The sequence below is a fragment of the Herbaspirillum sp. LeCh32-8 genome, from assembly GCF_017814915.1.
Taxonomy (GTDB): Bacteria; Pseudomonadota; Gammaproteobacteria; order Burkholderiales; family Burkholderiaceae_D; genus Herbaspirillum.
In genome coordinates, this window is sequence record NZ_JAGIPZ010000001.1 from 229,138 (window position 1) to 249,651 (window position 20,514).

Consider the following 20,514-nt stretch of genomic DNA (forward strand, 5'->3'; position numbering starts at 1 on the left):
AGCGGGAAGGGCCGCGTGAAGTCGTTCACTGGTCAGCAGCCGGCGGGAACGACAACGTGAACCTGATCCACCCCGGTTGCGGGCATTCCACCGTCGCCGTTCCCCGGTGCAGGCTCATGATGGCCTTGACAATGGCCAGCCCCAGGCCGTTGGATTCGGTAAAGGCGCTGCGCGAGCGGTCGCCGCGGTAGAAGCGGTCGAACATGCGCGCCATGGTGTGCGGCGTGGCGTCCAGGCTGCGGTTTTCGACCACAATGCTGCTGCCGTTGCGGTCGCTGCGCGAGAGGATACGCACCTCGGTATCGGCCTCGCCATAGCGCACCGCGTTGATCACCAGGTTGTTCACCGCGCGGCGCCACATGATCAGGTTGGCCCAGCATTCGCCCTGGGTGTCCAGCGTGAAGTGCATGCCGCGTTCGTCGGCAATGCCTTCGAAGTAGTCAGCGATCTTGCCCAGCTCCGCGGCCAGGTCCAGCGGCGCGCAGTCCACCGCCAGCGTGGCGTGGTCGGCCTGGGCCAGGAACATGATGTTCTCGACGATGCGCGAGATGCGCTGCAACTCCTCCACGTTCGATTCCAGCAACTGCTCGTACTCTTCCGGCGAGCGGGGCTGGCCCAGGGCTACCTGGCTCTGGCCCATCAGCACGTTGATGGGAGTGCGGATCTCATGGGCCAGGTCGCCGGAGAATTGCTCCAGGTGTTCGTAGCCGGCTTCCAGCCGATCCAGCATGGCGTTCAACGACAGCGCGGCGCGCCGCAGCTCCTCGGGCATGCCGTCCTGCTCCAGCCGCATCGACAGATGATCGGGTGTGATCTGCGCGGCGCGTCGGCTCATGTCCTCCAGCGGGCGCAGGCCGCGCCGCAGCAGCAGGAAGCCGAGCAGGGCGGTGATCAGCACCGCGCCGGCGGCGGCGCCGGCGATGCGCCAGCGGTAGGTGCGCATCATGCGCGCCTCCTGCACCATCACGTAGGCGGCCACGATCTCCACCGTGTCGTGGTTGCCGCTGCCGGGTTTGCCGACATCGGCCAGCGCTGCGACCCAGCGCACGCGCACGCCGTCGGCGCGGGTACTGGTGAACAGGTCGGCCGAGGTGACCGGCGTGCCGACCGGGATCGGCTCCATTTCCGGCGGCGTCAGGTGGTCCGGGTTGCTCTGGATGAAGGGGGCTTCGCCGTGACGGCGGAAGATGCGCACGTCCTGTTCGTTGCCCATCATGCTTTCGAACAGCGCCGGCCGTTGTTCCATCTGCTCGACGTTGTAGAGATCGTGCATCAGGTTGCGGAAATGCTCGACGCGTCCCGTGAGCGCCTGGTCGGCGCGCAGCTCCAGCGACTCGGTGGCGGCTTGGTTGAGATACAGGCCCAGGCCGGTCACCACCAGGAAGGTCAGCAGCGAAAACAGGGCGGTCACGCGGGCGGCGAGCGTCCAGCCGCGTGCTCGGGCGGCGCTGGCGTTCATGGATTTTCCGAGAACATGTAGCCCACGCTGCGCACGGTGTGGATCAGTTTCTTCTCGAACGGTGCATCGATCTTGGCGCGCAGACGCTTGATGGCGACGTCGACCACGTTGGTGTCACTGTCGAAGTTCATGTCCCAGATCTGCGAGGCGATCACGCTGCGCGACAGCGCTTCGTCGCGGCGCTTGATCAGGAGGTGCAGCAGCATGAACTCCTTGTTGGTCAGCGCGATGTTGATGCCCTGGCGGGTGACCTTGTGGCGGATATGGTCCAGCTGCAGGTCTGCGATCTCGACCACCTCGGCCTCGCGCACCACACCGCGTCGCAGCAGGGTGCGGATGCGCAGCACCAGCTCGGTGAAGGAGAAGGGCTTGACCAGGTAATCGTCGGCGCCCAGCTGCAGGCCGCGGATGCGGTCGTCGACATGGTCCTTGGCGGTCAGGAACAGCACGGGCAGGTCGCGCTTGCTGCGCAGCGCGCTCATCACCTGCCAGCCGTCGATGCCGGGCAGCATCACGTCCAGCACCACCAGATCGTAGTCCTGCTCAAGCGCCATGTGCAGGCCGTCGGCGCCGTTGCGCGCGAGGTCGACTGCGTAGCCGGACTCGCGCAGCCCCTTTCTCAGGTAGTCACCGGTTTTTGGATCGTCTTCGATTACGAGTATGGCCATGCGTGGGATGCCGCCCAAAGGGGCTTGTCGAATGCGGGAAAATGCAGCAGATTCTAGCAACGGCGCGGTTTTTCTTCATGACAAAATTGTCATCAAATTGCCACCCGGATGTCACCCCGTCGCCCTTAACATGGCCACACGTCGCAAAGGCAGGCCGCCTGTCCTTTGCCCCACGCCAATTTTTTTGCCGGAGCGCACCATGCTGATCAAGATTCGTCCCGACCAGATCGAGATTCCGACCTCTTCGGAAATCACGCCCAAGGACGTTTATCTCTCCCGTCGCAGCTTCATGGCCCGCGTGGCCGCCGGCGCGGCGCTGGCCGGTGGTTTCGGCGCGTTGCCCGAGGCTTATGCGCAGCAGGGCAGGAAGCTGCCGGCCAAGCTCAATAACGCCTTCGCGGTGATGGAGAAGCAGACCGCCTACAAGGACGCCACCAGCTACAACAACTACTACGAGTTCGGCACCGACAAGGCCGATCCGGCCAAGAACGCCGGCACGCTCAAGACCAGTCCGTGGACGGTGGACATCGAAGGCGAGGTCAAGAAGCCCTTCACGCTGGATCTCGATGCGCTGATGAAGCTGGCCCCGCTGGAAGAGCGGATCTACCGCCTGCGCTGCGTGGAGGGCTGGTCGATGGTGATCCCCTGGATCGGCTATTCGCTGTCGGCCCTGATCAAGAAGGCCGAGCCCACCGGCAACGCCAAGTACATCGAATTCGTCACCCTGGCAGACAAGAAGCAGATGCCCGGCCTGTCCGACCCGATCCTCAACTGGCCGTACCGCGAGGGACTGCGCATGGACGAGGCCAACCATCCGCTGACGCTGCTGACTTTCGGCATGTACGGCGAGGTGCTGCCCAACCAGAACGGCGCGCCGGTGCGCATCATCGTGCCGTGGAAGTACGGCTTCAAGTCGGCCAAGTCGATCGTCAAGATCCGCTTCGTCAAGGACGAGCCCAAGACTGCGTGGAACATGTACGCCGCGCGCGAGTACGGCTTCTATTCCAACGTCAATCCCAATGTCGACCACCCGCGCTGGTCGCAGGCCACCGAGCGCCGCATTGGCGAGGACGGCTTCTTCGCGCCCAAGCGCAAGACGCTGATGTTCAACGGCTACAGCGACGTGGCCGGCTTGTACGCGGGCATGGACCTGCGCAAATTTTATTGACCGTTGAGGTAGTCCAGCATGCAGCTCGCTCCCGCCGCTCTCCGCAATCTCGCGCCGCGCACCGTCAACGTGCTGTGGTGGATCTTCCTGGCGCTGGCTTTTGCGCCGCTGGCGCGCCTGGTGGCGTTGGGATTCACCGGCGGGCTGGGCGCCAATCCGCTGGAGTTCATCACCCACGGCACCGGCGACTGGACGCTCTACCTCTTTTGCATCACGCTGGCTGTGACGCCGCTGCGCAAGCTCACCGGCATGAACTGGCTGGTGAAGATGCGCCGCATGCTGGGGCTGATGGCCTTCCTCTACCTGTGCCTGCACTTCACCACCTTCGTCTGGTTCGACCATTTCTTTGACGTCGGCGAGATCTGGAAGGACATCGTCAAGCGGCCCTTCATCACGGTCGGCGTGCTGGCCCTGGTGCTGACGATCCCGCTGGCCGTCACCAGCACCAACGGCATGGTGCGCCGACTCGGCGGCAAGCGCTGGCAAGCGCTGCACCGGCTGATCTACCTGATCGTGCCGCTGGGCGTATTGCACTACTGGTGGGACAAGGCCGGCAAGAACCTGATCGCCCAGCCGCTGCTGTTCGCGGTGCTGGTGGGCGTGCTGCTGGCGCTGCGCGTGTTGTGGCGCCAGGGCAAGAAGGCGACGCCCGAGCCGAAACCGAAACCCAAGCCGGCGTCGGCCACGCGTTCCTGATGTTTCCGGCTGCGGCCCAGACAGGGGCCGGCAGCAGCCAAAGCAAGATTTCACAGTCGTTTCCGTTCGGAGAAAACCATGTCCATCCTGAAACCTGCCGTCATCGTGACGGCGGCCGCCGCGCTGTGCCTGGCGCTGGTATCCATGGCGCGCGTCAATGCCGCCGAATCCGCCGTCGCCGTGCCGGTTGCCGCCGGCAAGGCGCAATTGCCATCTTCTGCCCAGAGCGAGACCGTGGTGCTGGCCGGCGGCTGCTTTTGGGGTGTGCAGGGAGTGTTCCAGCACACCAACGGCGTGCTGCGCGCCGTGTCCGGCTATGCCGGCGGCAAGTCCGGCACCGCCACCTATGAGATGGTCAGCTCCGGCTCGACCGGCCATGCGGAGGCGGTGCAGGTGACCTATGACCCGCGCAAGATCTCCTTCGGCCAGATCCTGCAGATCTATTTCTCGGTGGCGCACGACCCGACCCAGCTGAACCGCCAGGGGCCGGACCATGGCACGCAATACCGTTCGGCCATCTTCACCGCCAACGACCAGCAGAAGCAGGCGGCCGACGCCTACATCGCGCAGATCAACGCAGCCAAGGTGTTTGCCGCGCCCATCGTGACGCAGGTGACGCCGCTGCAGGGCTTCTACGCGGCCGAGGATTATCACCAGGATTACGCCACGCTGCATCCCAACCAGCCTTACATCGCCTACAACGATCTGCCCAAGATCGCCAATCTGCAGAAGATGTACCCGGCCATCTATCGCGCCGATCCGGTGCTGGTGTTCAAGCGCTGAGTTCCTGAACTGCTTTCCCGGCACGCTTGCCGCAAGCCGCATCGTTCGCGCGATGCGGCTTTTTTCTTTGGCGCGCCACGCGCCGCGTGAGCGCTTCCGGATGACAGATTTGTCATTCGATTGTCATTCGATGGTTGCTGCGTGTTGCCTACACTCCATGCATCACTTTCCCGAGGAGACAGCATGCAAGCATCCGCCCACCGCAGTTCCCGCCACAACCTGCGCCGGCTGATGCTGGCGGCCTGCGTCATCGCGCCTTTGTCTGCGGCGGTGCTGGCGCACGATATGCACGATATGAACGATATGCATGGAATGGCCGCGCCGGCCGCGGCCAAACCGCCGGCCTTCGTCGCCAGCACCGCCAAGCCCTTCGACGGGCTGATGGGCGACGCCATGAACGTCATGGACTACGGCATGAAGCAGGCGCCGATGAACGGCAATGCCGACCACGATTTCGTCACCATGATGCTGCCGCACCACCAGGGCGCGGTGGACATGGCCAAGGCGGTGCTGCTGTACAGCCAGGATCCCGAGATCCGCAACCTGGCGCTGGGCGTGATCGCCGAGCAGAACAACGAAATCCAGGTAATGCAGGCCTGGCTCAAGCGCCACGGTTATCCGACCGACGCGCCCTGATGCGTCCTTCTCCACTTTCCCTCACCACCGACAAGAGAGACAAGCAACGATGAACAAACTCACCTTCGTATTCTCAGCCGCGGCGCTCGGCCTGGCCGCATCATCGGCCATGGCGTTGCCTACCGCCCAAGACCGTGTCTACACGGCCGACCAGAACAGCAATACGGTCTCGGTCTTCAACCCGGCCGACAATACGCTGGTCGGCCAGATCCGCCTGGGCAACCCGCGTCCCGACGTGCTCTCTCCGCTGTACAGGGGCCAGATCAATGTGCACGGCATGGGTTTTTCGCCGGACCACAAGACGCTGGTGGTGATCTCCAACGGTTCCAATTCGGTCACCTTCATCGACACCGCGACCAATGCCGTGAAGGGCATCGCCTACGTCGGTCGCTCGCCGCATGAAGGCTTCTTCACCGCCGACGGCAAGGAAGTGTGGGTGGTGGTGCGCGGCGAGGACTATATCTCGGTGATCGACCCCAAGACCTTCAAGGAAAAGCGGCGCATCCAGACTGCGGTCGGCCCCGGCATGGTGCAGTTCATGCCGGACGGCAAGCTGGCCTTCTCGGTGGCCAGCTTTACGCCGCAGGTCGATGTGATCGACGTCAAGTCGCACAAGGTGATCAAAAAAATCGACGTGGTCAGCCCGTTCTCGCCCTTCCTGCAGTTCACGCCGGATCACAAGGAGCTGTGGATGACCCACAAGGACGTGGGCAAGGTGACCCGCATCGATACGCACACCCTGAAGGTGACAGGCGTGATCGACACCGGCTTCATCACCAACCACCTGGCGTTCGCGACGGTGGATGGCCGTGTGCTGGCCTACGTCACCGTGGGCGGTGAGAACGTGGTGAAGGTGTTCACCACCGACGCCGAGGCCAAGCTGGTCGCCACCATCCCCACCGGCGCGCTGCCGCACGGCATCTGGACCTCGGATGACAGCAGCCGCATCTACGTCGGCCTGGAGAACGGCGACGGCGTGGAGGTGATCGACCCGGCACAGAACAAAGTGGTGGCGCATATCGCCGGCGGGCAGGCGCCGCAGGCGCTGGTGTTCCTCTCCAACGTGGTGAAGCAGGGCGGCGGCAAGCAGAACCTGATGCCGCTGGCCAATGCCGAGCCGACCAATATCCGCCTGAAGCCGGTGACGTCGGCTGACGCGCGCGGCTTCGTGGTCTTGCGCAATCTGGGCGTGGTCGACGCGCTGGAGGTCTCGCTGTTCAAGCTCAAGCCGCAGACCAACTACAACGTCTATCTGAGCGGCCAGGCCACGCCGGTGGCCAGCTTCGTGACCGATGCCAAGGGCATGTCCAACGGCACCGCGATCGGCCCCACCCGCAAGCTGGCAACGTCCGGCGCGGACGCCGCCCCGGCCAGGCTGATTGTGATGGAGGGCAATGCGCCGGTCGACGAGGCCCGCGCGGCGCTGGTCAGCGACATGTAATGCGCAGGTAAAAGCGCAGCAAAGGGCGCTTCACGTCCGGGGCAGGGATGAGACAATACGGCGTTTTGCCCGTCGCCAGTCCATCCCGCCCCGCCCATGAACGCTACCGAAACGCTCAGACACGCCTTCCAGCTCTTCGAGCAGGAACATTACGCCGCCGCCGAAGAGGCCTTGTTCGGCCTGCTGCAGCAGGAGCCTGATCATCTGCAGGCGCTGCACCTGCTGGGCAGCGTGGCAGCCGCGCAAGGGCGCTTCGAGGAAGCAGCGGTGGTGCTGCAGCGCGCCTTGCGGGTATTGCCGCACGATGCGCAGGAGGGCAACGAGGCGCTGGCGATCCGCTACAAGCTGGGTCGCGCTTTCTATGAGCAGGGTCGCGTCGAAGACGCTTTCCTGCTGTACCGCGACCTGATCGAGACCGGCTATCGCCTGCCCGAGCTGTTCGTCGCCGCTGCCGCCGCGCTGCAGGCGCTCTCGCCCGCAGGCAAGAACGACGAGCAGGCCATTGCGCTGCTGGACGAGGCCTTGCAGTTGCAGCCCGATTCTCCCGATACCTGGCACCGCAAGGCGCTGCTGCATGAACGCCGCAGGGACTGGGCGGCCGCGCGCGCCAGCATGCACCGGGTCTTGCAGCTGGACGGCCGGCGCGCCGTCTACTGGCTTGACGCCGGCCTGGCCGAGCATGCCTTGGGCGAGTTCGAGGAGGCGCTGAAGTTCTACGACCAGGCCCTGATCGTCGACCCGGATTACGTCGATGCCCACGTCAGCCGCGGCACCAGCCTGGCGCGCCTGCGCCAGTACGACGACGCCATCGACAGCTACCGTCGCGCGCTCGCGCTGCAGCCCGACGACGCCGACGCCAAGGTCAACCTCGCGTTCTCGCTGCTGGTGCTGGGTAGGATGCAGGAAGCGCTGCCGCTCTATGAATGGCGCTGGGAGGGGCGCAGCGCCGATCCCTATCGCCACGCGGCGATTCCCGCTTGGAACGGCGCCAGTTCGTTGCGCGGCAAGCGCATGTTGTTGTGGGCCGAGCAGGGCCACGGCGACACTATCCAGTTCAGTCGTTACGTGCAACAGATCGTCGAGGCCGGTGCGCAGGTCGTGCTGGAAGTGCCGGCCGCGCTGCTGCCGTTGATGGCGAGCCTGCCGTCGGCATCGCAGCTGGAGCTGGTCGCCATGGGCGCGCCGCTGCCTGCGCTCGACTACCAGCTGCCGCTGATGAGCCTGGCGCTGGTGTGCAATACCCAAGCCGACGACATTCCCGCCCCCGTGCCTTACCTGCGCGCCGACGAGGCGCGCCTGCAGGCCTGGAGCGCGCGCATCGACACGCTGGCGCCGCGCGCATCCGGCCGCCTGCGCGTGGGCATCGTCTGCTCCGGCAATGCCGGCAACGTCAACGACCGTCGTCGCTCCATCGCCCTGGAACAATTTGCGCCGCTGGCACAGGCGCGTGCGGATCTGGATTTCTTCATCCTTCAGCCTGACCTGCGCGCGGCAGACGCCGTCTGGCTGGCCGCGCATGACGCCTGGCACTGGCTGGGGGCGGGGATTGGCGATTTCGCCGACACCGCTGCGGCGCTGGCGTGCATGGACCTACTGGTGACGGTGGACACCGCCGCCGCCCACCTGGCCGGGGCGCTTGGCTTGCCGGTGTGGATCGCGCTGCCGTTCGCGCCGGACTGGCGCTGGTTCCTCAATCGCCACGACTCGCCGTGGTATCCGACGGCGCGGCTGTTGCGCCAGCAACGCGCAGGCGAGTGGGGCGATGTGATATTGACGATGAAGGCGGCGCTGGCGGTGTCGGACCTCGCGCGGCCTTAGGTCTTCAGAGCTTGTTGGCCGGCGCCGTCTCAAAATAGCGCTTGGTGTTGAGGTGCACCAGCGGGCTCGCCATGAGCTCCTCCAGCGGCCACCAGCGCAGTTCGGCGTGCTGCGCATCCGGCGTGATGCGACTGCCGTCGGGCAGGATGCAGCGGCATCCCAGGGCAACATAGTGCGTATTGATGCCGGCGCGGCCGAGCGCGTTGTCGTCGTAGATGTGATCGAAGGCGCCCAGCAATTCCCAGTCCTGCGGCGCAATGCCCAGCTCGACCCGGGCGATGCGGCGAATGGCATCCTTTAATGCTTCATTCTTGCGGATGCGTCCGCCCGGCACGAACCAGAAATCCTGCGCCGGCCGGTTGCGCCGGTGGCCCAGCAAGACATCGCCGCCGGCATTGCGGATGATCAGGTCGATCGACACCAGCGGCGTGGAGTCGACGACGAGGGCAAAGTCGTCCGGGGGCAGATTCATGCGGGGATCCTGATGAGCTTGAAGATCAAAAGACGGTGCTGAACATCGGCAGTATCAAACAGCAGGCGTGGCGCAGGCCAAAAGCAGAAAAGCCTTCCAAAGAAATCTTTGGAAGGCTTTGTATTCTGGTGGGGCGTCACAGATTCGAACTGTGGACCTACGGATTAAGAGTCCGCTGCTCTACCAACTGAGCTAACGCCCCGTTGCTTCACTTCGCTGTTTGCTTAGTGCTGCAAGAGAGGACGCATTATAGGAGGGCCTTTTAAACTCCGCAAGCCCTTTTTTGAAAAATCTTAAAAATATTTGCGATTTGCTGAGGCGGCGGTGGAACGACAGGGGCCGAGTTCGGTAGCAACCGGCCCTAAAGCCGCGTCAGAGCGCGCTCTTGATGCCGTTGACCCAGGATTTTGCCGGCAGCTTGGTCTGCGCCTCGATCAACGCCGCACGCGCGTACAGGTCGACGAAGTTGAATTCCTGCTTGCCTTTGAAGGCCAGCGCGACCACGTTGCCGTCGTGCACCTCAGGCAACGAGACCACGGTGTCGAAGGCGTATTCCATGGCGCGCAGGTTCTTGGCATAGCTGGGATGGTCGCCGAACAGGTTGACCGTCATCACGCCGCCTTCGGCCAGGCTGTCGTAGCAGGCTTGGTAGAACTCGGGCGTATCCAGCACCGGGCCGCGCGCGGTGGCGTCGTACAGGTCGACCTGCAGGGCGTCGATGATGCCGTGGCCGGCGGCGTGGACGATGAAGTCCATGGCGTCGCTTTCGATGAGCATCAGGCGCTCGTCCGGCTGCGGCAGCTTGAACATGCTGTGGCAGATGGCGATCACCGCCGGGTTCAGCTCCACGGCGGTGACCTGGGCCTGCGGGAATTCGCGATAGCTGTACTTGGTCAGCGCGCCGGTGCCCAGCCCCAGCTGGACGATATGGCGCGGCGACGGGTTGAAGAGCATCCAGGCCATCATCTGCTGGGCGTATTCCAGCTCGATCCAGTCCGGCTTGCGGATGCGCATGGCGCCTTGCACCCACTCGGTGCCGAAATGCAGGTAGCGCACCCCGTCCAGCTCGGACAGCGTCACCGGGACGAACTTGGGCTTGCGCGGTTTGGCGGCGTCGGCTTCGAGCTGGCGGCTACGCCGGTTGGGGCCGGCCTTGGTGTTGGCCTGGGCTTCGATGGATTTTCTTCTGATCAGCATGGTGTGGAGTAATGTGGCGGCGGCCGGCACGGGAGGAGAAAGGGCCGCGGATGCCGAATGATACATGCATCCCCGCATGCCGCCGCCGACGCTCCGGCGCACGCATTGCGACTTTGCAGCGCCAGCCGCATATGCTCATGCGGATTCATTCGTTTTACGGCGCAAGCCCATGTGTGAGGATGCCATCCTCATTCTTATCGGGGACATCATGCAATTCGCACCATTGGCAAGACTGGCAGGCGCCGCCGCGGCGCTGACGATCACGCTGGCGCTGGCGCCGCAGGGCGCCCTGGCGCAGGACAAGAACAAGATCAAGGTCGGCATCTCGGTGGGCAACGCCGAGGCCACCTTCGAGGTCGTCAAGAAAGTCGCGGCGCGCGAAGGCTTGGAGATTCAGACCGTGGTCTTCAGCGACTACCTGCAGCCCAACGCCGCGCTGGCTGCCGGCGACCTGGACGCCAATGCCTTCCAGCACCAGCCCTACCTGGACAGCCAGATCAAGGCGCGCGGCTACAAGATCGTGCCGGTGGGCCTGACCATCACCGCGCCGCTGGGTATTTATTCCAAGAAATACAAGTCGATCGACCAGTTGCCCAATGGCGCCTCGATCGGCATCCAGAACGATCCCTCCAACGGCAACCGCGCGCTGCTGCTGTTGCAGAAGGCCGGCCTGATCAAGCTCAAGCCCGGCGTGGGCGAGAACGGCGTCAACGCCACGCCTCTGGATGTGGTGGACAACCCGAAGAAGCTGAAGCTGGTCGAGCTGGACGCGGCCCAGCTGCCGCGCTCGCTGGATGACCTGGCCGCCGCCTCGATCAACAACGACTATGCCTTCAAGGCCGGCCTGTCGCTGCAAAAGGACACCATCGCCGTGGAAGACCCGCGCGGCCGCTACGCCAACCTCATCGCCACCCGCGCCGATGACAAGGACAAGCCCTGGGTCAAAAAGCTGGTGCACGCCTACCAGTCCGAGGAGGTGCGCAAGTTCATCGAGACCGAATACAAGGGATCGCTGGTGCCGGCATTCTGATTGCTGCTGAGAGGCAAGCCGACTTGACTTGGGGGTAGGCCTTTAAGCGCTTTTCATTGTCATCATAGGCATGACACACGACGCTGGGTCCCGGCCTGCGCCGGGCGACACGGTAGAGAAAACTTGAATCCCCGTTGGGACGATTCATCTCCTGCCTGTCGTCCCGGCGAAGGGCGGGGCCCAGCGTCGTTGCACTGTCTCCAAGCCAAGGCCGGCTTTTTTATCAGCCATGGCGCGCAACCGCCGCATCGCTCGGCTACACTGCGCCCATGCTCAAAAATCTCATCCTCTGCATCAAGCTGGCCATCGTCTTCGCGGGCATCGTGTTCTTTGCGAAGGCGCTGCAGTATCTGATCTTCAATGGCGGCTTCTCGGGCGAGTTTTACGACTATCTCTTCTTCCGAAAGTGACGGATGCGTCGGGGCAAGGCGGATAACGCCGTGCCCGTCGTGAAGTTCGCAAGCACAGAAAAATATCTCATGTTGAAAAAATTGCTTTCGATAGGACTGCTGATGGTGATGAATAACGAGGCGCAAGCCGCTGCGCCCGACTTTGCTGCGGTAACTGCCATGCTGCAAAAGGCGACTGGCGCCGAAGTGCGTCCCTATTCGACGCGTGATTTCGGCAGAGATAAATACGCCGGCGCGATATCGGCGCTGGTACCGGAAGACATTGCAGAAGAAAAAATGCTGGCGTTGCGCCGCGAGCTGCCGCCGCAATGGCTAAGCTTCGTTGGCACCACCAACAGTCTGGCCTCGCCCAAGCCGGTCGGGGCGGAGATCGTGGTCGGACCCGGGCGCGAAGCGCTGGACATTCTCGACATCGCACAAACCGATGCCGTCAACTACGGCATGGTGACCAAGGATCTGAAGGCACATCTCCGTCTGTGGGACCAGCAGTATGGCATCGATATCCTGCAGGCCGGGACCGACACTATCATGCTGAAACTGCGCAAGATGCCGGCCGACCTCGCAGCGTTCGCCCGCGAGGTCTACGAGTTCTGTCCTGACATTGTGGAGCAGGGCGCCGGAACAGTGGAGGCGCTGGAGGCATCGATCCGCGAGTATCACGGCGTGTTCCTCTGGTGGGATTGAGCTGGAATCAAGCTGAGCTGACGTCGGATGATGCCAGTTGGCGCCATATCCCCAATTTTTGTTCGTAAGACAGCGATGCATGCGCCGGGCTGCTCGACGGTAGCGACAGGATCCGGTAGCGGCGTGCACTTTCTCCCAACGCTTTGAGGCCGATCCTGGCTGCCGTGCCGCCGTTGAAGGCGATGGTCTGCAAGTCGGGCAAGGTCTGGAGCAAGGTCAGCAGGTCATTGTGGGAATGGTCCCGGATGTCGCTGTCCAGGCTGCCGATGCGGCGCGCATTGGCGATCACGTCCCACAGACCGATGCGATGCGCCAGCAGCGTCTGCAGGCGATCTTCATAGGCCATGGCCACCAGCGCCTCGCCGGTGATCTCTGATAGCAGCTTCCAGAAGCCGTTGCGCGGATGGCCGTAGTACTGACTTGCCGCCAGCGAGGCGGCGCCGGGCAGGCTGCCCAGGATCAGCGTGCGGGTGTCGGCCGCAACCACCGGCGGGAAGCTGGCCAGCAGGGGATCGGCGGCGGTGAATTGCAAGGGTTTGCGGGCGGGCATGGCGATGGAGAGATGAAAATATTTATTGGTTGCGCCGGCGCAGCGCGGGCAGGGCACAATGACGCGGCGCCCGCAGCCTGGGCGGGCAGGCGGGGGCGCGGATGCTGCAGCAGCGCGTCCGCCCGGCCGCCCGCCTTGCTGTTGCTTGCGGCAAAATGGCGATTTTAACGTCGATCCTGGCGTGGTTGGCACAGGCGCAATCCCTTTCATTTCCTATTCCTACGGAGACAAGAACATGGCAGACAAGGTCATCATCGTGACAGGCGGCAGCCGCGGCATCGGCGCGGCAACGGCCAAACTGGCGGGGCAGCGCGGCTATGCGGTCGCGGTCAACTATGTATCCAACCGCGACGCCGCCGAGGCGGTGGCGGCGGACATCCGCAAGGCCGGCGCTCGCGCCATCACCGTGGCCGGCGACGTGGCCAAGGAGGAGGACATCCTGCGCCTGTTCGCCACCGTGGACCAGGAGCTGGGCCCGGTCACCGCGCTGATCAACAACGCCGGCATCCTGGACCACCAGTCGCGCCTGGACGCCATGAGCGCCGAGCGCATCAACCGCGTGCTGATCGCCAACATCACCGGCAGCCTGCTGTGCGCGCGCGAGGCGGTCAAGCGCATGTCGACCAAGCATGGCGGCAAGGGCGGAACCATCGTCAACCTGTCGTCGATGGCCGCCAAGCTGGGTGGCCCCGGCGAGTATGTCGACTACGCCGCCTCCAAGGGCGCGATCGACGCCTTCACCATCGGCCTGGCCAAGGAAGTGGCCGCCGAGGGCATCCGCGTGAACGCCGTGCGCCCGGGCCTGATCTATACTGACATCCACGCCAGCGGCGGCGAAGCGGGCCGGGTCGACCGGCTCAAGGACGCCGTGCCGATGAAGCGCGGCGGCAGCGCCGAGGAAGTTGCCAACGCCATCATGTGGCTGGTGTCGGACGAGTCATCCTACGCCACCGGCACCTTCATCGACGTGTCCGGCGGCCGCTGAGCCCGGCGCAAGGTCGTTCGCATCCACCAACCCACCCGCAACGGAGGCAGGCATGAACACCGCACCACAGCGTCGCATCGACGAACTGCTTTCGCGCTATGCCGAGAGTCACCGCGACCCGATGAACGAGATCATCCATTGCGTGTGCATCCCGGCCATCGTGTTTTCCCTGCTCGGGTTGTGCTGGGCGCTGTCGCCGGCGGTGGCGCTGGTGGTCGCGGCGGCGTCGCTGGCGTATTACCTGAGCCTGTCGCCGCCGTTCGCCGTGGGCATGCTGGCCATGGCGACGGTGATGCTGGTGCTGCTGGCGCGCCTGCCGGCGGGGGCGGTGCTGCCGGTGTCGGCGGTGGTGTTCGTGCTGGCCTGGATAGGGCAGTTCGTCGGCCACAAGATCGAGGGCAAGAAGCCGTCCTTCTTTGAGGACTTGCGCTTCCTGTTGATCGGGCCCTTGTTCGTGCTGAGTTTTCTGTACCGGCGCTGGCAGATCCGCTATTGAGCGCGGCGCGCAAAAGGCCGCCGGATTCGGCGACCGGCCCGGTTTGTATTAAGATGTAAAGAATTGTTTGCCGCCCGGGGAAAAGCGCGATCATGCCGATCGGCGAGGCGCAGGCAATTCACGCTGCCCGATGACCGGGCCTTATTTCAGTCGGAGTGTTTTTGTATGAAGAAATTGATTTTGATCGCAGCATTGGGCGCCCTGGTGGCGGGTTGCGCCGTCGAGCCGAACTCGGCCAGCGTCTATAACACCCGCCAGGCGCAGGGCGAACAGACCGTGCGCATGGGCGTGGTCGAGTCGATCCGCAACGTGACCATCGACAAGGGTTCGTCGGGCGTCGGCACCCTGGCCGGCGGCGCGCTGGGCGGCATCGCCGCTGGTTCCAACATCGGCGGCGGCAACGGCGCGTTGGCGGCCGGCATCGTCGGCGCGCTGGCCGGCGGCGTGCTGGGCAATCAGGCGGAAGCCCGCCTGGCCAATCGTCCGGGTCTGGAAATCACCGTGAAACTGGACAACGGCGAGTTGCGGGCCATTACCCAGGATGCGGACGAGCCCTTCCGCGTCGGCGAGCGCGTGCGTCTGCTGTCCAACGGCCGCACAACCCGCGTGACGCACTGATCTTGCGTTCGGCGTCGCCGGCAACGGCGCGCGGCAAGCAAGAGCCAGGCATGAGAAAAAGCAGGACTTCGGTCCTGCTTTTTTCATGGGCGCTCGCAATGTTCTCCGGCCTGCCGCTCCATCCATTCCTCCCGTCCGAGTCGGTATAACCGGTGCAGCCGCAGTGGATGCTCCGGCGGCAGGCGCGGGTGCAGGAAGTCTTCGCGGATGTCGTAGTGCATGCCCAGCCGCTGCATCACCGCCAGCGAACGATGGTTGGCCGGCACCGTGAAAGACACGATTTCGGGCAGCTCCAGCGCGGTGAAGCCGTGGCGCAGTGCGCAGGCGGCGGCCTCGGCGGCGTAGCCCCGGCCCCACAGGTCGGCGGCCAGGCGCCAGCCGATCTCCACCGCCGGCGTGAAATGGGCATTGAAGGACACCCGCAGCAGGCCGACAAAGCCGGCGAACTCCGTCACGCCCGGGATCTCCAGCGCCCAGGGGCCGAAGCCGTGCTCTGCAAAATGCGCCTCGATGCGATCGGCCAGGGCGTCGCTGTCCGGCCGGGGAAGTGCGGTGGGGAAGTGCGCCATCACGCGCGGGTCGGCATTGATGGCGGCGAACGGCGCGCGGTCGGCGTCGCGCCAGGGGCGCAGCAGCACGCGCTCGCCGCGCAGCGAGACCGGCGACTGCGTGCCGTCAGGGCGCGGGCGGTTGTTCGTCATGCGTCTGCTTGCGCTTGACCAGCCAGATATAGATCACCGTCTGCAGCAAGGCCACGGTACTGCCGACGATCACTTCGCCCACCCGCATGAAGGCCAGGTGCAGCTCCTGGTTCAGCCCGCTGCCGCTGAAGGCGGCTGACAGCAGGATCACCACCGTGGCCGGCCCCAGGCGCCAGTTGCTGGGATAGTTCTGCAGCAGCATGGCCACCACCACGGCAGCCGTCAGCGCCACCAGCATGGCCAGGAAGGTCGGGCCGAAGACCACCAGCGCGATGCATGAGATCACGCAGCCGGAGAGGGTGTTGATCAGCCGCGCGCGAAAGTTGGCCTTGGCCACCGTCATGTCGGGCTCGGTCACGATGATCAGCGAGATCATGGCCCAGTAGGGCTCCGCGATGCCGGCCGCGCGCAGGCCGTACCAGAGGATCAGGCAGCCGGACAGGATCTTGACCAGATAGGCCAGCGCGTTCTTGCGCGGGTTGATGAAGTTGAATTCCATGGGATGCAAGGACTGACGGGACTTCGATGGTACCCACGGATGCGCGGGCAGGGCAAGGCGGCGGTTCGCGCCCCAAGCAAAAACGCCGCCGCGTCCCTGGGGAGCGCGGCGGCGTCAGCCGGTAGCAATGCGTCCGGTGTTACTTGGAGGCCATGCCCAGCAGCATGTCGTTCAGGCGCTTGACGAAGCCCGACGGATCGCCCAGCGCGCCGCCTTCGGCCAGCAGGGCCTGGTCGAACAGGATATGCGACCAGTCGCCGAACTTGGCTTCTTCATACTTCAGGCGCTGCACCAGCGGGTGATCCGGATTGATTTCCAGGATCGGCTTGGACTCCGGCGCGTTCTGGCCGGCCGCCTTGAGCATGCGCACCAGGTTGCCGGACAGTTCGTTCTCGTCAGCCACCAGGCAGGCGGGCGAGTCGGTCAGGCGGAAGGTGACGCGCACGTCCTTGGCCTTGTCGGCCAGGGCGGTCTTCATCTTCTCGACCAGTTCCTTGTAGTCGGCCTGGGTGTCTTCGTGCTGCTTCTTCTCGGCTTCGTTTTCCAGTTCGCCCAGGTCGAGGCCGCCCTTGGCCACCGAGGCCAGCTCCTTGCCTTCGAACTCGGTCAGGAAGGACAGCAGCCATTCGTCCACGCGGTCAGTCATGATCAGCACTTCCACGCCCTTCTTGCGGAAGATCTCCAGGTGCGGGCTGTTCTTGCCGGCCTGGTAGTTCTCGGCGGTGACGTAGTAGATCTTGTTCTGGCCTTCCTTCATGCGGCCCACGTAGTCGGCCAGCGAGACGCTCTGGGCGTCGCTGTCGCCATGGGTGGAGGCGAAGCGCAGCAGCTTGGCGATGCGGTCCTTGTTGGCCGCGTCCTCGCCGATGCCTTCCTTGAGCACCTGGCCGAATTCGGTCCAGAACGTGGCGTACTTGTCCTTCTGTTCCTGCTCGTCGCTGTTGGCCAGTTCTTCCAGCAGGCTCAGCACGCGCTTGGTCGAACCCTCGCGGATGGCGCGCACGTCGCGCGACTCCTGCAGGATTTCGCGCGAGACGTTCAGCGGCAGGTCGGCCGAGTCGATCACGCCCTTGACGAAGCGCAGGTAGACCGGCATCAGCTGCTCGGCGTCGTCCATGATGAACACGCGCTTGACGTACAGCTTGATGCCGCCGCGCTTGTTGCGGTCCCACATGTCGAACGGCGCGCGCGCCGGGATGTAGAGCAGCTGGGTGTACTCGCTGCGGCCTTCCACGCGGTTGTGGGTGTAGGCCAGCGGCGCGCCGAAGTCGTGCGAGACGTGCTTGTAGAACTCCTCGTACTGCTCGGGCGTGACCTCCGACTTGCTGCGGATCCACAGGGCGCTGGCCTGGTTGACGGTTTCCAGCTCATCCTTCTCGACGGTTTCCTTCTTCTCGTCGTCCCATTCTTCCTTCTTCATCAGGATGGGCAGGGAGATGTGGTCGGAGTACTTGCGGATGATGGACTTCAGTTGCCAGGCGGAAAGGTACTCATCCTCGCCTTCGCGCAGGTGCAGGATGATGTCGGTGCCGCGACCGGGCTTGGTAATTGCTTCGATGGAGAAATCGCCGGCGCCTTCGGATTCCCAGCGCACGCCCTGGTCGGCCGGGGTGCCGGCGCGGCGCGTTTCGACGGTGATGCGATCAGCGATGATGAAACCGGAGTAGAAGCCCACGCCGAACTGGCCGATCAGGGCGGCGTCCTTCTGCTGGTCGCCCGACAGGCGGGAGAAGAATTCCTTGGTGCCGGACTTGGCGATGGTGCCCAGGTGAGAAATCGCCTCCTCGCGGTTCATGCCGATGCCGTTGTCGGAGATGGTGATGGTGCGGGCCGCCTTGTCGAAGCCGACCGTGATTTTCAGCTCCGGGTCATCCTCGAACAGGCTGCCGTCGTTGATGGCTTCGAAGCGCAGCTTGTCGGATGCATCGGAGGCGTTGGAGATCAGCTCGCGCAGGAAAATTTCCTTGTTGGAATACAGCGAGTGGATCATCAGCTGCAGCAGCTGTTTGACTTCGGCCTGGAAGCCCATGGTCTGTTTTTCGGATGCCACGTTTATTTCCTTGTTAAGTGTTCAGTAGAAACGAAAGGGAGTGAAAAAAGTTGCAATAGCGAGCAGCAATCGCGGATGGGCAAGATATAGGGAAGACCTGTGGTTTTTCAACCGCATTTTCAGTGACTTTTATAAGCTTTTGTCATTTTTCGGAAATCCCTGATAGCGGATAGACATCAGCATGACGATAATTGCCGACGTTGAAAACGATCAAGTCAATTGAAATTAAAAGATTTTTTAAGGTTTTTATGTAATTTTCCTGCCATGTGCGGGTGTTAAAATTACTTTTGCCAAAATACAAAGTTTTGTTGACATATAATCACTATTTCTTTGGGCCTCACAACAAGAACAATACCTAGGCCGGTGTGTGATTAGCGGAATCCGCGTCATGGGATCGCGGATTTTTTCTTATTCATTGGATGGGGTCGATGGATCGGCGGGATGCCGGTGCGTCGTGTTGATGATAGTGCTCAAAAGCAAGCGTTTTTTACTCGGTATTTCCCTGGGACTGACCGCGCACCAATTTGCCTGCGCCGCGGAAGACCTGGCACCGCTGTCCGAACCGCCGGCGCGCGCGCCGTCCGCGGCCGCGGCGCCGACGCCGACCATGCCAGCCGCACCCGTGCTTTCGGCGCCGAGCGCGGCGCCCGCTCCCGACAAGCTTGACCTTCCGCCGCAGATCCGCCTCGGGCGCGATCCGGTCGGCCCTGCGCCAGGCGAGCAACGCCTGCCGGCGCTGCTGCCGGTGGACGCCAGGCTCGGCCCCAGCCCGGATGACGAGATCCTGGTGCTGCTGCGCCAGTCCGATGCAGATTTTTCCGGCAACACCATCGTCCTGCCGGAGGCGACCATCGTCCCCGAAGGCGATCCGGTGCCGCGCCTGACCTTGCAGCAGGTGCTGGACCTGGCGCTGAACAACAGCTACAGCTACGCCGCCACGTCGGCCCAGGCCGACCAGGCGCGTTACCAGGCCAAGGCCGCGCTGGGTCAGCTGGGGCCGACGCTGGACGTGCGCGCCCAGAAGGGCAAGGAATATTCCTCGCCGTCCTCGGTCATCGATCCCAATACCGGCACGATCCAGAAGGCGTCTGATCACAAGCGCTGGGACGTGACGGTGATCGGCCGCCAGCCGGTGTTCGCGCCGGGCTCCTTTTTTGACTACCGCAAGTCCAGTTCGCTGGCCGACGCCGCCGACCTGCGCCGCGACGACGCCCGCGAGACCCTCTATTACAACTCCATCAAGGCCTACTACGACGTGATGCGCGCCTATGCATCGCTGTCGTTCTCGCGTTCTTACGCGCAGCGCATGAACACCTTGCTGGACTACATGCGCAAGCGCCTGGAAGGCGGCGGCGCCAGCCGCATCGACTTCGAGCGCGTGCGCGGCCGTTCGCTGACCGCGCAGGCCGCCGTGGCCGAAGCCGAGGGCGCGCTGGAGTCGGCCATGGTCTCGCTGAACCAGATCACCGGCCGCAAGATCGAGCAGGTCGAAGTGCCCGACCACATGATGCCGGTGGTGCCCGACAGTTCCAAGCTGGCGCTCAACAACGTCTACGAGAGCAACCCCGGCGTGCGCGCCGCGCGGCGCGACGTCGAGGCGGCCGGCCTGGAGCTGAAGTCGGCGCGTTCCAAGTTCTCGCCGACCTTCGCCGTCGAGTGGACGCAGCAGAAGACGCGCGGCGCCGGCGGCGCCATCGACACCTCCACCAACGCGCTGCAGCTGTCGACCGACCGCCGCCTGATGCTGGTGATGACCATGAACCTGCTCAACGGCGGCAGCGACATGTACTACACCAAGCAGATCGACGCCAAGTACGTCGAGAAGAGCAACACCGCGCTGGATCTGGAGCGCAAGCTGCGCGAGCAGATCGAGATCAATTACCGCACGCTGGGCGCGGTCAGGAAGCGCATGGACATCTCGCGCCAGGCCTACCTGACCAATGCCAACGTGGCCGACGTGTTCCTGGAGCAGCTCTCGACCGGCAGCAAGCAGCTGCTCGACGTGCTGGATGCCTATCAGCAGGCCTACCAGGCGCGGATGGATTTTGCGGCCCTGCTGTTCCAGCAGGCCGATATCAGTTACCAGATCCTGCGTAACACCGGCCGGGCGTCGTCGCTGATCGCGCCGCCGGCGCAGGCAGACAAATAGTTCG

21 protein-coding genes and 1 tRNA gene are annotated in these 20,514 nt (G+C 64.0%); 13 read left to right on the forward strand and 9 right to left on the reverse strand.

Annotation, left to right across the window (positions count from 1 at the left end; translation table 11 throughout):
• Window positions 1–25 precede the first annotated feature (25 nt).
• Both J8I26_RS01100 and J8I26_RS01105 read right to left on the reverse strand, forming a co-directional pair.
• Window positions 26–1,459, reverse strand: a complete 1,434-nt coding sequence (locus J8I26_RS01100) for a heavy metal sensor histidine kinase (RefSeq protein WP_209603254.1) — start codon at window positions 1,457–1,459, stop codon at window positions 26–28.
• Window positions 1,456–2,127 (reverse strand): heavy metal response regulator transcription factor, encoded by a 672-nt coding sequence (locus tag J8I26_RS01105; protein WP_209603256.1) that lies wholly within the window; start codon window positions 2,125–2,127, stop codon window positions 1,456–1,458. The genes J8I26_RS01100 and J8I26_RS01105 overlap by 4 nt, the downstream gene beginning before the upstream one ends.
• 199 nt (window positions 2,128–2,326) lie before the next feature.
• Between J8I26_RS01105 and msrP the strand changes: the two genes are divergently transcribed.
• The 6 genes from msrP (at window position 2,327) to J8I26_RS01135 (ending at window position 8,669) form a co-directional block, all read left to right on the forward strand.
• Window positions 2,327–3,295 carry a protein-methionine-sulfoxide reductase catalytic subunit MsrP gene (msrP, locus tag J8I26_RS01110; protein WP_209603258.1) on the forward strand — a complete coding sequence of 323 codons (969 nt, stop codon included), beginning with the start codon at window positions 2,327–2,329 and terminating at the stop codon, window positions 3,293–3,295.
• An 18-nt stretch (window positions 3,296–3,313) separates the two neighbouring features.
• Window positions 3,314–3,991 (forward strand): protein-methionine-sulfoxide reductase heme-binding subunit MsrQ, encoded by a 678-nt coding sequence (locus J8I26_RS01115; RefSeq protein ID WP_209603260.1) that lies wholly within the window; start codon window positions 3,314–3,316, stop codon window positions 3,989–3,991.
• A gap of 78 nt (window positions 3,992–4,069) precedes the next feature.
• On the forward strand, window positions 4,070–4,774 hold the full coding sequence (msrA, locus tag J8I26_RS01120) for a peptide-methionine (S)-S-oxide reductase MsrA (protein WP_209603262.1): 705 nt from the start codon (window positions 4,070–4,072) through the stop codon (window positions 4,772–4,774).
• Between the two features lie 183 nt (window positions 4,775–4,957).
• A complete protein-coding gene (locus J8I26_RS01125; protein ID WP_209603265.1) occupies window positions 4,958–5,410 on the forward strand; it encodes a DUF305 domain-containing protein in 453 nt (150 codons plus the stop codon).
• Window positions 5,411–5,459: 49 nt separating this feature from the next.
• Window positions 5,460–6,851, forward strand: coding sequence for a hypothetical protein (locus J8I26_RS01130; RefSeq protein ID WP_209603266.1), 1,392 nt, complete (start codon window positions 5,460–5,462; stop codon window positions 6,849–6,851).
• A 96-nt stretch (window positions 6,852–6,947) separates the two neighbouring features.
• Entirely contained in the window at window positions 6,948–8,669 is a 1,722-nt protein-coding gene (locus tag J8I26_RS01135) for a tetratricopeptide repeat protein (protein WP_209603268.1), read from the forward strand.
• A gap of 4 nt (window positions 8,670–8,673) precedes the next feature.
• Here J8I26_RS01135 and J8I26_RS01140 read toward each other — a convergent pair whose 3' ends face one another.
• The 3 genes from J8I26_RS01140 to J8I26_RS01150 all read right to left on the reverse strand — a co-directional run bounded on the left by J8I26_RS01140 (window position 8,674) and on the right by J8I26_RS01150 (window position 10,338).
• Window positions 8,674–9,141, reverse strand: a complete 468-nt coding sequence (locus J8I26_RS01140) for a GDP-mannose mannosyl hydrolase (RefSeq protein ID WP_209603270.1) — start codon at window positions 9,139–9,141, stop codon at window positions 8,674–8,676.
• 126 nt (window positions 9,142–9,267) lie between these two features.
• Window positions 9,268–9,343: transfer RNA gene (locus J8I26_RS01145), tRNA-Lys, on the reverse strand.
• Window positions 9,344–9,513: 170 nt separating this feature from the next.
• Window positions 9,514–10,338 (reverse strand): spermidine synthase, encoded by an 825-nt coding sequence (locus J8I26_RS01150; protein ID WP_209603272.1) that lies wholly within the window; start codon window positions 10,336–10,338, stop codon window positions 9,514–9,516.
• A gap of 208 nt (window positions 10,339–10,546) precedes the next feature.
• Here J8I26_RS01150 and J8I26_RS01155 point away from each other — a divergent pair, with 208 nt between their 5' ends.
• The 3 genes from J8I26_RS01155 (at window position 10,547) to J8I26_RS22855 (ending at window position 12,462) form a co-directional block, all read left to right on the forward strand.
• Entirely contained in the window at window positions 10,547–11,368 is an 822-nt protein-coding gene (locus J8I26_RS01155; RefSeq protein WP_209603274.1) for a MetQ/NlpA family ABC transporter substrate-binding protein, read from the forward strand.
• 134 nt (window positions 11,369–11,502) lie between these two features.
• On the forward strand, window positions 11,503–11,778 hold the full coding sequence (locus J8I26_RS01160) for a hypothetical protein (protein WP_209604851.1): 276 nt from the start codon (window positions 11,503–11,505) through the stop codon (window positions 11,776–11,778).
• Between the two features lie 30 nt (window positions 11,779–11,808).
• Window positions 11,809–12,462 (forward strand): DUF4253 domain-containing protein, encoded by a 654-nt coding sequence (locus J8I26_RS22855; RefSeq protein ID WP_209603276.1) that lies wholly within the window; start codon window positions 11,809–11,811, stop codon window positions 12,460–12,462.
• Window positions 12,463–12,469: 7 nt separating this feature from the next.
• Here J8I26_RS22855 and J8I26_RS01170 read toward each other — a convergent pair whose 3' ends face one another.
• A complete protein-coding gene (locus J8I26_RS01170; RefSeq protein WP_209603278.1) occupies window positions 12,470–13,012 on the reverse strand; it encodes a DNA-deoxyinosine glycosylase in 543 nt (180 codons plus the stop codon).
• Window positions 13,013–13,247: 235 nt separating this feature from the next.
• On the opposite strand from J8I26_RS01170, the gene J8I26_RS01175 reads away from it, so the two are divergent.
• From J8I26_RS01175 to J8I26_RS01185, 3 genes are all read left to right on the forward strand, one after another.
• Window positions 13,248–13,997: an SDR family oxidoreductase gene (locus tag J8I26_RS01175; RefSeq protein WP_209603280.1), complete on the forward strand. Its 750-nt coding sequence runs from the start codon at window positions 13,248–13,250 to the stop codon at window positions 13,995–13,997.
• Window positions 13,998–14,049: 52 nt separating this feature from the next.
• Window positions 14,050–14,493 (forward strand): Mpo1-like protein, encoded by a 444-nt coding sequence (locus J8I26_RS01180; RefSeq protein WP_209603282.1) that lies wholly within the window; start codon window positions 14,050–14,052, stop codon window positions 14,491–14,493.
• A gap of 165 nt (window positions 14,494–14,658) precedes the next feature.
• Window positions 14,659–15,111: a hypothetical protein gene (locus J8I26_RS01185; protein WP_209603284.1), complete on the forward strand. Its 453-nt coding sequence runs from the start codon at window positions 14,659–14,661 to the stop codon at window positions 15,109–15,111.
• Between the two features lie 83 nt (window positions 15,112–15,194).
• On the opposite strand, the gene J8I26_RS01190 is transcribed toward J8I26_RS01185, so the two are convergent.
• The 3 genes from J8I26_RS01190 to htpG form a co-directional block, all read right to left on the reverse strand.
• The gene (locus tag J8I26_RS01190; protein WP_209603286.1) at window positions 15,195–15,812 is read right to left on the reverse strand and encodes a GNAT family N-acetyltransferase; all 618 of its coding nucleotides are present in this window, start codon (window positions 15,810–15,812) and stop codon (window positions 15,195–15,197) included.
• Window positions 15,787–16,311, reverse strand: coding sequence for an FUSC family protein (locus tag J8I26_RS01195; RefSeq protein WP_209603288.1), 525 nt, complete (start codon window positions 16,309–16,311; stop codon window positions 15,787–15,789). Before J8I26_RS01195 ends, J8I26_RS01190 begins: the two co-directional genes overlap by 26 nt.
• A 139-nt stretch (window positions 16,312–16,450) precedes the next feature.
• Window positions 16,451–18,361 (reverse strand): molecular chaperone HtpG, encoded by a 1,911-nt coding sequence (gene htpG, locus J8I26_RS01200; RefSeq protein WP_209603289.1) that lies wholly within the window; start codon window positions 18,359–18,361, stop codon window positions 16,451–16,453.
• A gap of 607 nt (window positions 18,362–18,968) precedes the next feature.
• Here htpG and J8I26_RS01205 point away from each other — a divergent pair.
• The gene (locus J8I26_RS01205) at window positions 18,969–20,510 is read left to right on the forward strand and encodes a TolC family protein (RefSeq protein WP_245200012.1); all 1,542 of its coding nucleotides are present in this window, start codon (window positions 18,969–18,971) and stop codon (window positions 20,508–20,510) included.
• Window positions 20,511–20,514 lie beyond the last annotated feature (4 nt).

Bases quoted from the DNA above. Each gene is read 5' to 3' on its own strand.
- J8I26_RS01190 (WP_209603286.1), bottom strand. From the start codon at position 15,812: ATGACGAACAACCGCCCGCGCCCTGACGGCACGCAGTCGCCGGTCTCG.
- J8I26_RS01115 (WP_209603260.1), top strand. From the start codon at position 3,314: ATGCAGCTCGCTCCCGCCGCTCTCCGCAATCTCGCGCCGCGCACCGTC.
- msrA (WP_209603262.1), top strand. From the start codon at position 4,070: ATGTCCATCCTGAAACCTGCCGTCATCGTGACGGCGGCCGCCGCGCTG.
- J8I26_RS01180 (WP_209603282.1), top strand. From the start codon at position 14,050: ATGAACACCGCACCACAGCGTCGCATCGACGAACTGCTTTCGCGCTAT.
- J8I26_RS01170 (WP_209603278.1), bottom strand. From the start codon at position 13,012: ATGCCCGCCCGCAAACCCTTGCAATTCACCGCCGCCGATCCCCTGCTG.
- J8I26_RS01185 (WP_209603284.1), top strand. From the start codon at position 14,659: ATGAAGAAATTGATTTTGATCGCAGCATTGGGCGCCCTGGTGGCGGGT.
- J8I26_RS01205 (WP_245200012.1), top strand. From the start codon at position 18,969: ATGCCAGCCGCACCCGTGCTTTCGGCGCCGAGCGCGGCGCCCGCTCCC.
- J8I26_RS01125 (WP_209603265.1), top strand. From the start codon at position 4,958: ATGCAAGCATCCGCCCACCGCAGTTCCCGCCACAACCTGCGCCGGCTG.
- J8I26_RS01100 (WP_209603254.1), bottom strand. From the start codon at position 1,459: ATGAACGCCAGCGCCGCCCGAGCACGCGGCTGGACGCTCGCCGCCCGC.
- J8I26_RS01135 (WP_209603268.1), top strand. From the start codon at position 6,948: ATGAACGCTACCGAAACGCTCAGACACGCCTTCCAGCTCTTCGAGCAG.
- J8I26_RS01195 (WP_209603288.1), bottom strand. From the start codon at position 16,311: ATGGAATTCAACTTCATCAACCCGCGCAAGAACGCGCTGGCCTATCTG.
- J8I26_RS01155 (WP_209603274.1), top strand. From the start codon at position 10,547: ATGCAATTCGCACCATTGGCAAGACTGGCAGGCGCCGCCGCGGCGCTG.
- J8I26_RS01175 (WP_209603280.1), top strand. From the start codon at position 13,248: ATGGCAGACAAGGTCATCATCGTGACAGGCGGCAGCCGCGGCATCGGC.
- msrP (WP_209603258.1), top strand. From the start codon at position 2,327: ATGCTGATCAAGATTCGTCCCGACCAGATCGAGATTCCGACCTCTTCG.
- J8I26_RS01140 (WP_209603270.1), bottom strand. From the start codon at position 9,141: ATGAATCTGCCCCCGGACGACTTTGCCCTCGTCGTCGACTCCACGCCG.
- J8I26_RS01150 (WP_209603272.1), bottom strand. From the start codon at position 10,338: ATGCTGATCAGAAGAAAATCCATCGAAGCCCAGGCCAACACCAAGGCC.
- J8I26_RS01105 (WP_209603256.1), bottom strand. From the start codon at position 2,127: ATGGCCATACTCGTAATCGAAGACGATCCAAAAACCGGTGACTACCTG.
- J8I26_RS01130 (WP_209603266.1), top strand. From the start codon at position 5,460: ATGAACAAACTCACCTTCGTATTCTCAGCCGCGGCGCTCGGCCTGGCC.